The sequence below is a fragment of the Pseudarthrobacter sp. TAF60_1 genome (genome assembly GCF_052113505.1).
Taxonomy (GTDB): Bacteria; Actinomycetota; Actinomycetes; order Actinomycetales; family Micrococcaceae; genus Arthrobacter.
The window spans coordinates 20,501-33,125 of sequence record NZ_JBFRDI010000019.1 but is presented as its reverse complement, the minus strand read 5'-3'; the positions used below and the strand labels follow the sequence as shown (position 1 = coordinate 33,125).

The following is a 12,625-nucleotide window of genomic DNA, read 5'->3' as shown; positions in this document are numbered from 1 at the left end:
CGAATAGGCGCCGATTGACAAAAGGAGCAACAATGTCAGAACGCACCGCAACCGTCGCCAGCCGCGTAGGCCTGCACGCCCGCCCCGCCGCCATCTTTGCAGAGGCCGCAGGCGAGTTCGACCTGGACATCACCATTGCCCGCGAAGGTGAGCCGGCCGATGAGGCCATGGACGCCGCCAGCATCCTGTCCCTCATGAGCCTGGGTGCATCCCACGGCGACGTTGTGGTGCTGCGCGCCGAGGGTACCGGCGCCGACGACGCCCTGGAGCGTCTGGTCCAGATCCTGGAAACGGACCACGACGCCGAGTAGCGGCTTACCCCCGCTGAGGCACTAAACCGCGCGGCCGCCGTCGTAATTCTCTCCTGCGTGGGGAGCCTACGACGGCGGCCGCTCGCGTTAACTCCCCACCCACCCAACTGAGTAGCAGCACATGTCCTTATGGAGGCTCATAACGACATGTGCTGCTACTCAGTTGGGTCAGGCGCGCTCGGCGATCTTTTTGACGTCCGCCACGAGCATGTCCCACATGCCCTGGGAGTGCTCGGCCGCGTCTTCGCTGGCGTTGTTGTCCTGCGCGAGCGTGAGCCTGGTTGCGCCGCCCTGGCCTTCAAGGGTCCAGGTGAGGGTGTGGTAGTTCTCGGGCCTGTCCACTTCGCCGCCGAGCGGGCTGAAATGCGTGTGGACCAGCTTTTTGCCGGGTTCCACTTCGAGAATGGTTCCCTTGTCCTCGTATGGCTTTCCTTCCCACTCGCCACGCCAAAGGATGGGCCCACCGACGGTCCAGTCGGTCACCAGGTCGGCCCCGAACATGAACTCCTTCACGGCGGCCGGGTCGGTAATGGTGTCCCAGACTCGGCTGGCCGGCGCGTCAATAGTGATGGCGGAGGTGGCCACGTGGTTCCCTGTCATGCCCGGGCCTTCTTGGCGGTGAGGAGCAGGTATTCCCATTCCATTTGCCACGCCGCATCGCCGTGGGCATCCCCAAACGAGTCAGCAAGCTCAGTGAGGGCCGTGTCCAGGGCTTTGACTTTCTCCTGGTCGTCGCCGAGGGACTTGTAGACCGAGATGGTGGGGCCGTAGTGCGACTTGAAATAGCGCAGGAAGTCCGCCGGCTGGTGGAAGCTGTGGACGACCAGCAATCGCTTTTCCGCGTGGACGTCCGTAATCCGGTCGCCGAAGAGCTCCCGGACGTGCTCTTCGCTGCCCCACAACGGCGGGGGCTGAGCCCCTGGCGGCGGCGGCGGAGCGAAGGGCTTCATCGCGGCGAACATCTTTCCGATGAACCCTTCCGGTGTCCAGCTGAGCAGGCCGATGGTGCCACCGGGTTTGCAGACGCGCACGATTTGGTCTGCCCCGGCCTGATGGTGCGGCGCAAACATCACTCCGAGGCAGGAAGTCACGACATCAAATGCATCGTCGTCGAACGGCAGGGCCTCGGCGTCTGCTTCCATCCATTCCAGCTCAACACCGCGGTCGGCTGCCTGGTGCCGTCCGGCGTCGAACATCTCGGGGGTGAGGTCGCTGGCGATCACCTTGGCACCCATCATGGCAGCCGGGATGGCCGCGTTCCCTGCCCCTGCGGCGACGTCCAGGACCCGTTGCCTGGGCTTGATCTTGCAGACATCCACCAGAATGGCTCCGAGGTCCTGGACCAGTTCGCTGGCCAGCGCCGGGTAGTCCCCCGACGCCCACATGGCCCGGTGCTTTTGTTTCAGCGCGCGGTCCGCCTCGTCTACGTCCGTTTTGTCGTTCATGTCGGCGTCCCTCTCCATCTTCGTTGACAGGTTTTGAGTGACAGCACGCTGTTGGCACAGTGGAGGCTGCGATGCGACCCATTGTGGCGGCCAGCACATGGCGAAAGCAAGGAAACTTAGTGCTTCCTTGTTTTTCCACAGCCCCGGAATTAGCGTGGAAGCCTGACCAGCAACGACAGTGGCAACGGCTTAAACAACCCGGCGGGCCCGGGGTCCATGGCTACGCCTGGCGGCCAAACTTCACGCCGTCCTGCACCCCTTGAAGGAGGATGACATGCCAGCCAAGAAGAACCCCAGCCTGAAAGATCCTGAACTCTATGAGGAACTGCGCGAGGACGGCGCGTCCAAGCAGAAGGCGGCGCGGATCTCCAACGCAGCAGCTCAGAAAGGCCGCTCGGCAGTTGGCCGCAAGGGCGGGAAGTCGGGCGACTACGAGGACTGGACCGTCCCGCAGCTCAGGGCAAAAGCCAAGGAAATTGGCCTCACGGGATACTCAGCCAAGAAGAAGAGCGAACTCATCTCCGCCCTGCGGAACTCCTAGGCGGCGGCCATCACCCTAACTGCGGAACGCCCTCGGCCCTCGCTTTCACCGGCTGCCCGCGTAGAAACCGCCTCAGGCACCCTTTCTGGCCCGCGTTGTACTCGCCTTCGCCGCAGGCTTGGCAGCCGTGGACTTCGCAGTGCTCGACTTGGCGGTGGCGGACTTAGCGGCGGCGGACTTGGCAGTAGTGGATTTGGCGGCCGGCGATTTGGCGGCCGCAGTCCTGGTCCCAGCCGGCTTAGCTGCAGGTTTGGCTGGAGCCTTCCCAGCGGAGCCCTTGGCACTTCCTTCAGTGCCGGCGTCGTCCGCTTCATCGCTTTCGGACTCATCCTCCCCGTCGGCGCCATCTCCCGCAGCGGCCGCGGAACCACCGCCGCGCTTCCGGTCGAGGCTTCGCTTCAGCGCCTCCATCAGGTCGATGACCTCGCCCTTGCCGCCTTCACCCGCTTCCGCGCCGAACGTTTCGTCGGTATCGAGCGAATCGCCCTTCTCCAGCTTGGCCTCGATGAGCTTCTGGAGCTGCACCTGGTAGTCGTCGGTGAAATGCTCGGGTTCAAAATCAGCGGCCATGGATTCCACCAGGGCCGCGGACATTTCGCGTTCCTGGGCGGAGATCCGGACGGACTCGTCCAGCGCGGGGAAGCTGGCTTCGCGAACTTCGTCGGGCCAGAGCAGGGACTGCAGCACCAGGACCTCGTCCTTGATGCGCAGGGCCCCGAGGCGGGTTTTCTCGCGCAGGGCGAACTGGACGATGGCCACCCGGTCCGTGTCCTCCAGGGCCCGGCGCAGCAGGACGTAGGCCTTGGGCGACTTGGAATCCGGCTCCAGGTAGTAGCTCTTCTCGAACATCATCGGTTCCAGCTGCTCGGACGGCACGAACTGGACCACCTCGATCTCGTGGCTGTTCTCCGCCGGGATGGATTTGAGCTCCTCCTTGGACAGGACAACGGTCCGGCCGCCGTCCTCATAGGCCTTCTCAATGTCCGAGTAGTCGATGACCTTGCTGCAGACCTCGCACCGGCGCTGGTAGCGGATCCGGCCGCCGTCGGCGTTGTGTACCTGATGGAGGCTGATGTCGTGATCCTCGGTGGCGCTGTAGACCTTCACGGGCACGTTGACCAGGCCGAACGCTATGGCACCTTTCCAGATGGCTCTCATCCCTCAAGTGAACATCACCGCAGGCCGGAGGTGAAGACCCATGGCCGGTGCTAAGGAACGTGTCCGGGTTGCCGGCCGGGAACTGACCCTCACCAACCTGGACAAAATCATCTATCCGGAGACCGGCACCACCAAGGCGGACGTCCTGGCCTACTACGCCGCCGTGGCCCATGTCCTGATCCCCGCGGCAGCCAACCGGCCCGCAACGCGCAAGCGCTGGGTCAACGGCGTGGGCACCCCGGCGGAGCCGGGCGAGGTGTTCTTTCAGAAGAACCTTGAGGACTCGGCGCCGGGCTGGCTCCCCCGCGCCGCCATCACCCACAAGGACCGGACCATCTTTTATCCCCTGGTGAACGATCCCGCCACCCTCGCGTGGTTTGGCCAGATCAACTCGCTGGAAATCCATGTGCCCCAGTGGCAGGTGGATTCGCACGGCAACCAGCTGAATCCGGACCGGCTGGTGCTGGACCTGGACCCCGGCGAAGGCGCAGGCCTGGCCGAGTGCGTGGAAGTGGCGCTCCTGGCCCGCACCATCCTGCAGGATGTGGGGCTGGAGACTGTCCCCGTGACCAGCGGCAGCAAGGGCATCCACCTTTACGCCGGCCTGGACGGGTCCCGGACGTCGGACCAGATCTCCGCGTTCGCCCGCGAACTGGCGCGGGCCCTGGAGGCTGACCACCCTGAGCTGGCCGTCAGCGACATGAAGAAGGCCCTGCGCAAAGGGAAGGTCCTGGTGGACTGGAGCCAGAACAACGCAGCCAAGACCACCATCGTGCCCTACTCACTCCGTGGCCGGCCCACGCCCATGGTGGCCGCGCCGCGGACCTGGCGGGAGATCAGCTCCCCCAACCTTAAGCACCTCGACTACAAGGCCGTGCTGCGCAGGGTGAAGGAAGGCAAGGACCCGTTCGCCGCCGTCGAGCATGGTGGCGGGCACCCGGGGATCACTGAGCAGGCAACGCACGACGGCGGCGCGCATCAGCGCTTGTCGCGGTACCGCTCGATGCGGGACCCTGAGGCGACCCCCGAACCCTTCTCCGGCGCGTCGGGGAGCGGGAACACCTTTGTGATCCAGGAGCACCACGCGAGCCGGCTGCACTTCGACTTCCGGCTCGAGCACGAAGGTGTGCTGGTCTCGTGGGCGCTACCGAAGGGTGTTCCGGACTCGGGCGGCAAGAACCATTTGGCTGTCCAGACCGAGGATCATCCGCTGGACTACGCCACCTTTGAGGGCACCATTCCCAAAGGCCAGTACGGCGCCGGCGACGTGACCATTTGGGATCACGGCACCTACGAGCTGGAAAAGTGGATCAACGGCAGGGAGGTGATCGCCACGTTGACCGGTTCGGAGGGCGGTGGCCTGGGCGGAACGAAGAAGTTCGCTTTGATCCGCACCGGCCGGGGCCGTGGCGGGGACGCCGAGGGTCAGTGGCTGATCCACCTGATGGACTTGGATCATCACACCAGCCATCCCCGACGTTCTGTGGCGAGGGACGAGTCCGGCGCGGAGGTCGCCGCAGAGGAGGATGAGCCGGTCGAGAAAACGCAGGAGGACGCGGCCGGCTCGAAACCCGCTGTGCCCCTCCGGGCCGAAGATTTCAGCCCCATGATGGCCACTGCCGGGACCGCCACCGATCTGCAGGGCAGCGACTGGCAGTTCGAGCTCAAGTGGGACGGGGTCCGCGCCCTCATCGTGGCCGACGACAAGAAGGTACGCATCATCAGCCGGAACGGCAACGATGTCACCGCCACCTACCCGGAGCTGACAGACCGTGCCTGCTGGCCGGAGGGAGCGTTCGTGGCCGACGGTGAGATCTTCGCCGCCGGGCCTTCCGGCAAGCCTGACTTCGGCGTACTACAGGGACGCATGAAACTGACGCGGCCCGGCGACGTCACAAAGGCACGCGCCGCCATCCCGGTCCGGCTGATGCTCTTCGACTTACTGGCACACGGCGGCGAGGACCTGCGCCGCCTTACGTTCGGAAAGCGGCGGCATCGTCTTGAGCAGTTCCACCGGCCCAGTGACTGCCCGGTGGAACTGTCGCCCGTCCTGGACGAGAAGATTGAGCACCTCCTGGAGAGCGCGCGGGAACTGGGGCTCGAGGGCGTCATGGCCAAGCGGACCGACAGCAGGTACGTCAGCGGACAGCGCACGCGAACCTGGATCAAAATCAAGCTGGAGCAGACCCAGGAGGTTGTGGTGGGCGGCTGGCGGCCAGGCAAAGGCGGCCGGCAGGGCTCGGTGGGCTCACTGCTGGTGGGCATACCCGACGGCGGCAAGCTGCGGTATGTGGGCCGGGTGGGAAGCGGGTTCAGCACCCGGGAACTGGAGGAACTGCGGCAGAAAGTGGACAGCCTGGCCCGCAAGACCTCACCGTTCGACGAGGTGCCGCGCGAGGACGCTTCGGACGCCCACTGGGTGACGCCGCGTCTGGTCGGCGAAGTGACATTCGGCGAGTGGACGGGCAGCGGAAAGCTCAGGCATCCGGTGTGGAGGGGGTGGCGGCTGGACAAGGACGCCGATGAAGTGGTGGCGGAAACGTAGGTGGGCCACTCGTTGGGCGACGCGTGGTCCGGCGTGACGCAACCTCCGAAGAGGACACGGCAACGGCCTGGGGACTCCCCCAATTCGGGGTGTCCCCAGGCCGTATGCGTGCCGGCTGGTGACGTACTCAACACCGGATCAGAGGCGACTCAGGATGAGTGCGGCATCTGCGGGCGGCCGGTCCGGTGCACGGCGGTGACAGCGGCTTCGTTGCCCACCTGGCTGTGGCCTGCCCCCCGGTCCTTGGGATGCCGGTGCTTACCGTTCCCGTCCGGCCAGTGCTGTTCGCCGGCCATTGCCGTTGTCACGGCGATGGTGGCCGGCCCAGGCATGGACTGCTCATCCATGGCTGCCGCGAGGTGATGCACCACCTCAGGTTCGATCCTTGATTCAGCATTCTGCTTAGCCATTTTTCTTTCCTTTCCACGGACGTAGCGCTGACGTGCTACCAGCGGACCTTCTTCTCGGCCGGGCCCTGTTTGCCGCTGGCATGCGTGGGCTTGTGGTTCTTACCGACACTCTGCAAACCGGAATCGGCGCCGCGGGACTTGCTGGCGAGCATTGCCCGTTGCGCCTCGGTCAGTCCGGCCCGGATTCCCTTGGCATCGGAGTTGTCAGGCGCAGTTGGGGATTGGTCGGAGGAATTTCTTTCAGTCATTATTTGGAACCTTTCTGAGGAGGATCTGCATGTCTCTGACGAGATCAGCGGGGACGGGGCCGGGCGCACCAGGCCGCACGCGTCCGCCTACTCAAAAATCAGTGTTCCCATGGCACAACAATAGGCAGTCCGAGCCGTGGTTGTGAACCCCCGAGGCTGGGACGCTGACCCGCTCCGGACAGGGGCGACGCCCCTCGTGGCGGCCATCACTTTTGGCGTGAAACGGAGCCAAAAAACCCGTGGGAAAGCGGCTTGGAAGAAAAAGATTCGGTAACGATGGTCCCCATCCCCCGGGATCCCAACGATGGCGCGGCGAAACGGGCGAAAAGAACTTGGCTTACCGCCGCTCCAAACACCCTGAAAACTGCGATCCTACGGGATCAAACTCAAAATTGCCGCAACAATCGCGTAAAATTGAAGGCCTGCCCAGAGCGGGGCAGCTACAAGTCGCAAGCAAATGACCTCCACGGGAGTTGCCCAAATGCCCACAGACCGAAGCACGACCGACTCTTCAGCAGGCGTGAACAACGCCAGCGGAACCAACAACGCAGTACCGAAAAGTACAACAGCTGCGAGTCCTGCAGGGACACGCAAACCGAAGATTCTTGCACGTCGCCGGCTCAAGGAGTCCGACGTGAATGTAGTCGACCAGCCGATGCTGAAAAAGGCACTCGGCGGAACCATCGTGGGTAACACCATGGAGTGGTACGACGTCGGCGTGTTCGGCTACCTGATCACCACCATGGGGCCTGTCTTCCTGCCGGAGTCAGATCCGACAACGCAGACGCTGTTCCTGCTGGGAACCTTCGCGGCCACCTTTATTGCCCGCCCCCTCGGCGGCGTGATCTTCGGCTGGCTCGGAGACAAGATGGGCCGCCAGAAGATCCTGGCCACCACCCTGATGATCATGGCCGCCAGCACGTTCGCGGTCGGCCTGCTGCCGGGTTACGCGCAGATCGGCCTCTGGGCCGCAGCGCTCCTGGTACTCCTGAAAGTGGTCCAGGGATTCTCCACCGGCGGCGAATACGCCGGCGCCACCACGTTCGTCAGCGAATATGCCCCTGACAAGCGCCGCGGCTTCTTTGCGAGCTTCCTGGACCTGGGCAGCTACCTGGGCTTCGCCATCGGCGCGGCCTTGGTATCAGTGCTCCAGCTGACCCTGGGACAGGCCGCCATGGAAGAATGGGGCTGGCGAATTCCGTTCCTGATCGCAGGACCCCTTGGTCTGATTGCTGTTTACTTCCGAAGCAAGATCGAGGAATCACCGCAATTCCAGGCCACCCTCGACGCGCAGGAAGACCTCGCCAAGAATGCTGCTTCCACGGATGAAGCTGCGGCTAAGGGCCCGGTTGGCATCGTCAAGGCTTACTGGCGCTCGATCATCGTGGCGATGGTGCTGGTGGCCGCGGCCAATACGGCCGGCTACGCCCTCACTTCCTACATGCCCACCTACCTTACGGAGTCCAAGGGCTACGACGAGCTTCACGGCACGCTCCTGACCATCCCCGTGCTGGTGATTATGGCCCTGTGCATCCCGCTGACGGGCAAGCTGTCCGACCGGATCGGCCGCCGGCCTGTCCTATGGATCGGCGCGGTGAGCACCGTAGTCCTGGCTACGCCGGCCTTCATGCTCATCGGTGTCGGTGAGATCTGGTCCACCCTGGCGGGCCTTGCGCTGATCGCGTTCCCCGTAACGTTCTATGTGGCGAACCTTGCCTCGGCGTTGCCGGCCCAGTTCCCCACCTCCAGCCGTTACGGCGCCATGGGCATTGCCTACAACTTCGCAGTTGCCATCTTCGGCGGCACCACGCCGTTCATCGTCGCTGCACTGATCAAGGCAACCGGCAACGACATGATGCCGGCCTACTACCTGATGGCCACGTCGGCGATTGGCGCAGTGGCAATCTACTTCCTGAAGGAATCCGCCCAGCGCCCACTCCCGGGATCCATGCCCAGTGTGGATACCCAGGCGGAGGCGCGTGAACTCGTGGCCACCCAGGATGAGAACCCGTTGCTTGACCTTGATGAAATGCCGTTCGAAACCCAGGACATCACCGACGCCGCTCAGGTGCCGGCCAGAGTCTAAGCAACACCGGCAACAACAAACCGGCCTGTTTGGGCCGCCTTGTAGCCCGCGCTCAAAGGCCCGTTCTGTGTGCTTTCCTTGGGGGAAGTACACAGAACGGGCCTTAGCCGTTCCCGGCAGGCGGTGACGCCGGGAGATAATCGACTGGCAGGCCCCGGCCCCGGGGCAGAAAACAATGACAGGTGGTGTGCCCGCGTGAAGTCCGTCATGCGGCAGGTGCACGCCCTGCACCGGCTGGAACCTGCGAACAACGACCATCTGGCAGCCCTACGCGTGGCCACCAGCGTGGCTGTCCCGTCACTCATCCTTATGCTCGTGGGCCGGGCGGACCTGATCATCTACGCGGTGTTCGGCGCCCTGACCGGGATGTATGGCCGGTCCGAGCCGCACCAGTTGAGGCTTCGGCACCAGTCCCAGGCTGCCCTGGTACTCGTCGGCGGGGCGGCGGTGGGCGTCTTCCTCTCCGTCAACCACCTCCATTCCTGGTGGCTGGTGGGCGTCGAGGCGGTTTTGGCGGGTGCCGGCTCGGTCTATTCGGACCGGGTGAAGCTCAAGCCCAACGGCCCGTTCTTCGGCATCCTGGCCCTGGGCGCCTGCGCCTCCGTCCCCACAGCCGTGCCTTGGTATGTTGCCCTCTTGATCGCCGCCGGGGCCGCAGCGTTCTCCGTGGCGGTAGGCTTCGGCGGCTGGGTCCGCGGCCGTTCGTGGCAGCGCGGGGCCGCCCGCGACGTGGTGGTCCTTCGCGGCGCAGCCGGCCGGGCTGCCGCGGTTCACGCGGCCCGATACACGCTGGCGGTTGGCTTGGCCGGCACCATCGGGGTGCTCAGCGGCAGCGGGCATCCGCATTGGGCCATGGCAGCTGCTGCGGTGCCCCTGGCAGGAGCGGACTTCCCCAGTCGGGTGCGGCGAGGGATCCACCGCATAGTGGGGACCTTCCTCGGGTTGGCGGTCGCCGCCGTCGTACTTGTGCACGAACCGTGGGCCCTCGCACCGTTGTTCGCCGCCCATCAGGTGCTGGTCCTCGGCATTCTGGTCATCATTTTCCAGTTCACCACCGAGCTGTTCATGACCCGTCACTACGGGCTGGCCATGGTGTCCTTCACACCGGTCATCCTGCTGATGACCCAGCTTGCGGCACCGATCGATCCGGCTGTGCTGATCCTGGAGCGCGCCGTGGAAACCCTGGTGGGCGCCGTGGTGGGAATCCTGGTGGCGGTGGCCGTTCGCCAGCGAATGGTGCAACAGCGGGCAGTTCGTTTCCCGCTACTTCGGCCTGCGCGCCGGCCCGGTGAGTAGCCGGTCCGGCAGCACCCGCGCGGCAACCGCCACTGCCTTGTAGCGCTTCGACGGGATGGACACCGCCTTTCCGCGGAGGTTGTCCGCGAGGCCTTCACGCACCACCCGCTCCGCCGTCAGCCACGCCCAGGACGGTGCCACCGCCTTGTCCATGCCCATCCGATCATGGAACTCGGTGTGCGTCAGGCCCGGGCATACCGCCGTAACGGTCACTCCGCGCGCCGCGTAGGCCAGGTCGGCCCAGCGGCTGAAGCTGAGCAGCCAGGCCTTCGCCGCTGCGTACGTCCCCCGGGGCAGGAACGCCGCGATACTCGACACGTTGATGATCCGGCCGCTGCCACGCTCCAGCATCCCGGGCAGCACGGCGTGGGTTAACTCCAGTGCCGCCCCACAATGCAGTTTGAGGTGCCGCTTCTCTTCGGCGATGCTGTTCTGTTCGAAGTCGCGCAACAGGCCAATGCCCGCGTTGTTCACCAGGATGGCCACCGGCCGCGCGGCGTCCGTGAGGCGTCCGACGACGGCGGCCACCCCGGCGTCGTCCGTCAGGTCCGCGGGCAGCACCTCCGCCGTGGTTCCGTACCGCTGTTGGAGGTCCGCGGCTGTCTGTTCAAGGCGGGCCCGGTTCCTGGCCACCAGAATCACGTGATGGCCCTGGGCTGCGAGTTGCCGGGCAAACTCGGCACCGAGCCCGGCGCTGGCCCCGGTGACGAGAGCTGTTGTTGTCATCCGCCCAGACTAGCCGGACCGGACAGCCCCCGGTGTCGAGTTCTGCGCCATCAATCCTCCATGCCCACGCTCCCGGCCTGTATTCATGGGCGAGCCATGGCCAAACCGGCCAATGATGGAGCAGAATCCGACGCACAGGCGTCATCGGGCTGACGGGCGTTAGTCTTCCGGCCAGTCGATGTGCTGCTCGTAGCCCTCATGCTGGCGGAGGTAACCGGCAATGAACGGGCAATGCGGGATGATCCGTTTGCCTGATGCCACAACGTCGTCCAGGGCGAAGTGGGCCAGGACCTTTCCCAGGCCTTTGCCCTTGAAGTCCTCGGCGGTCTCGGTATGGCTGAAATCCACGTGTCCGGGCCGGTCCTCGAAGAAGGACTGGACGGCGATCTTCCCGCCGACTCTCAGCTCGTAACGGTGATGCTCATCATCCCGGGCCAGTGAAACGGCGGGGCTGAACTCATCCTCTGTGGAAATCATGTTCTCAGTCATGGTTCGACACTGGCACTAGTTGGCCCCGCTGGCAATGGCCGCGCCTACCCCCGATGAGCACGGACGGCACCCGCTCCGGCCTCCTCGCCGGTGACCCGATCCGGCACCCTCCCCAGCAGCAGGACGGCCAGCGCAAAACAGGCCGCACCCCCTCCCAACAGTCCCAGCGTCAGCCCGTTGAACGCGGCGTCTGCCACCGGAATGAAGATGACTACGGCGGCCGTCACCACCGCTGGTGCGGGCCTGCCGCGGGCGTGGAGGGACGACGCCGGGCGGTCCTCAAGGCGCCCAAACGCCGCCACCACGGGCAGCAGCAGGGTGATTACTCCAAGAAGCACCAGCGGCCGCGCCCACCACCATTCGGCTGTCCCGGCCGCCGGTTTGGGGAAGTCGGTGAGCAGAAGGAGCCCGGACATGGCTGCCAGCAAAGGCAGGTGCCACAGGTACACCGTCATGGCGTAGCGCCCGGCGAGCATCACCACCGCCCGCACCCAGCGCACCCGGGAAACCCACTCAAGCCCGGGCCGGAAGAGCTGGAGTGCGGCGGCCTGGGACACGCCCAGCAGGAACAGGCAGAGATTCGGCGGGTTGAGGTTGACCAGCATGTTTCCCGTGTAGAGGCCAAGCCCGGTCACCACGCCGAGCAACAAATTGGCCGCGACGACCAGTCCCACCAAACCGGAGGTGGTGAGCCGGGCGAAGTGGCCGTCAGCCATCAGGAAACCCACCTGCTGCACGGCGCACCAGAGGAACACCAGGTTCGCGTAAGCGAGCAGGGGCACAGTGCCGCGGAAGCAGTCCACAGTAACAACCAGTGCGGCCAGGACGGCCATGGTCAGCCAGGGAGCGCGGGCGTGGAAGCGGGCGAGCAAGGGGATGTTCAGCTGAGCGGCAAGGTAGGCCGCCAGGAACCACAGTGGCATGCCGGCGCCGGTGGCGATCAGCTGGACCACCTGCGGGTCCACACCCGCCAGCAGCGCGGCCCACAGCCCGACGAACATAACCGCCAGCAGCGCAGCCGCCGGGCGGACCAGCCTGAGCAGCCGCACCTGGGCGAACTCGAAGCCATTGCCGCCGCCGGCCTTGAGCCGCTGCCAGGACTGCAAACCGGTGGTCCCGCCTGTCACAAAAAACAGCGGCATCACCATAAAGATCCAGATGACCGGCTCAAACCAGGGCTGGTCCCCCAGCGTGTTTTCGGAGGTCACCGTGCCGTTCGCATGCAGGACCGGGCTGACCATCATGCAGTGGCCCACCACTACCAGGGCGAGGCAGACAAAACGGACAAGGTCGATGCCCAGGTCGCGCTCGTGCGCCGCCCCGCGCTGCTGCCCGGATGGCCCCTGTTCCCTGACATCGCTCACATGCAA

General features: G+C 65.2%; 13 protein-coding genes. 5 read left to right on the top strand and 8 right to left on the bottom strand.

The features are described 5' to 3' along the window. Positions 1–32: 32 nt before the first annotated feature. On the top strand, positions 33–311 hold the full coding sequence (locus tag AB4Y73_RS18490; protein WP_441873772.1) for an HPr family phosphocarrier protein: 279 nt from the start codon (positions 33–35) through the stop codon (positions 309–311). Between the two features lie 168 nt (positions 312–479). On the opposite strand, the gene AB4Y73_RS18485 is transcribed toward AB4Y73_RS18490, so the two are convergent. Together AB4Y73_RS18485 and AB4Y73_RS18480 are read right to left on the bottom strand one after the other, a co-directional pair. Continuing rightward, positions 480–911, bottom strand: a complete 432-nt coding sequence (locus tag AB4Y73_RS18485; protein WP_441873770.1) for an SRPBCC domain-containing protein — start codon at positions 909–911, stop codon at positions 480–482. Beyond that, the gene (locus AB4Y73_RS18480; protein ID WP_441873768.1) at positions 908–1,756 is read right to left on the bottom strand and encodes a class I SAM-dependent methyltransferase; all 849 of its coding nucleotides are present in this window, start codon (positions 1,754–1,756) and stop codon (positions 908–910) included. The genes AB4Y73_RS18485 and AB4Y73_RS18480 overlap by 4 nt, the downstream gene beginning before the upstream one ends. 274 nt (positions 1,757–2,030) lie before the next feature. Between AB4Y73_RS18480 and AB4Y73_RS18475 the strand changes: the two genes are divergently transcribed. Beyond that, positions 2,031–2,297 carry a DUF7218 family protein gene (locus tag AB4Y73_RS18475; RefSeq protein ID WP_441873766.1) on the top strand — a complete coding sequence of 89 codons (267 nt, stop codon included), beginning with the start codon at positions 2,031–2,033 and terminating at the stop codon, positions 2,295–2,297. 72 nt (positions 2,298–2,369) lie between these two features. On the opposite strand, the gene ku is transcribed toward AB4Y73_RS18475, so the two are convergent. Then, positions 2,370–3,455: a non-homologous end joining protein Ku gene (gene ku, locus AB4Y73_RS18470; RefSeq protein ID WP_441873764.1), complete on the bottom strand. Its 1,086-nt coding sequence runs from the start codon at positions 3,453–3,455 to the stop codon at positions 2,370–2,372. Between the two features lie 40 nt (positions 3,456–3,495). Here ku and AB4Y73_RS18465 point away from each other — a divergent pair, with 40 nt between their 5' ends. Beyond that, a complete protein-coding gene (locus tag AB4Y73_RS18465) occupies positions 3,496–6,000 on the top strand; it encodes an ATP-dependent DNA ligase (RefSeq protein WP_441873762.1) in 2,505 nt (834 codons plus the stop codon). A gap of 149 nt (positions 6,001–6,149) precedes the next feature. Here AB4Y73_RS18465 and AB4Y73_RS18460 read toward each other — a convergent pair whose 3' ends face one another. Both AB4Y73_RS18460 and AB4Y73_RS18455 read right to left on the bottom strand, forming a co-directional pair. Continuing rightward, positions 6,150–6,410, bottom strand: coding sequence for a hypothetical protein (locus tag AB4Y73_RS18460; RefSeq protein WP_441873760.1), 261 nt, complete (start codon positions 6,408–6,410; stop codon positions 6,150–6,152). Positions 6,411–6,445: 35 nt separating this feature from the next. Further along, the gene (locus AB4Y73_RS18455; RefSeq protein WP_441873758.1) at positions 6,446–6,658 is read right to left on the bottom strand and encodes a hypothetical protein; all 213 of its coding nucleotides are present in this window, start codon (positions 6,656–6,658) and stop codon (positions 6,446–6,448) included. A 481-nt stretch (positions 6,659–7,139) separates the two neighbouring features. Between AB4Y73_RS18455 and AB4Y73_RS18450 the strand changes: the two genes are divergently transcribed. Further along, positions 7,140–8,744, top strand: a complete 1,605-nt coding sequence (locus AB4Y73_RS18450; RefSeq protein WP_441873756.1) for an MFS transporter — start codon at positions 7,140–7,142, stop codon at positions 8,742–8,744. Positions 8,745–8,939: 195 nt separating this feature from the next. Then, the gene (locus AB4Y73_RS18445) at positions 8,940–10,040 is read left to right on the top strand and encodes an FUSC family protein (RefSeq protein WP_441873754.1); all 1,101 of its coding nucleotides are present in this window, start codon (positions 8,940–8,942) and stop codon (positions 10,038–10,040) included. On the opposite strand, the gene AB4Y73_RS18440 is transcribed toward AB4Y73_RS18445, so the two are convergent. The 3 genes from AB4Y73_RS18440 to AB4Y73_RS18430 form a co-directional block, all read right to left on the bottom strand. Then, positions 10,008–10,766 (bottom strand): SDR family NAD(P)-dependent oxidoreductase, encoded by a 759-nt coding sequence (locus AB4Y73_RS18440; protein ID WP_441873752.1) that lies wholly within the window; start codon positions 10,764–10,766, stop codon positions 10,008–10,010. The two genes, AB4Y73_RS18445 and AB4Y73_RS18440, sit on opposite strands and share 33 nt — an antisense overlap. Before the next feature lie 159 nt (positions 10,767–10,925). After that, entirely contained in the window at positions 10,926–11,255 is a 330-nt protein-coding gene (locus tag AB4Y73_RS18435) for a GNAT family N-acetyltransferase (protein WP_441873750.1), read from the bottom strand. A gap of 44 nt (positions 11,256–11,299) precedes the next feature. Beyond that, positions 11,300–12,619, bottom strand: coding sequence for an acyltransferase family protein (locus AB4Y73_RS18430; protein ID WP_441873748.1), 1,320 nt, complete (start codon positions 12,617–12,619; stop codon positions 11,300–11,302). Positions 12,620–12,625: the final 6 nt, after the last annotated feature.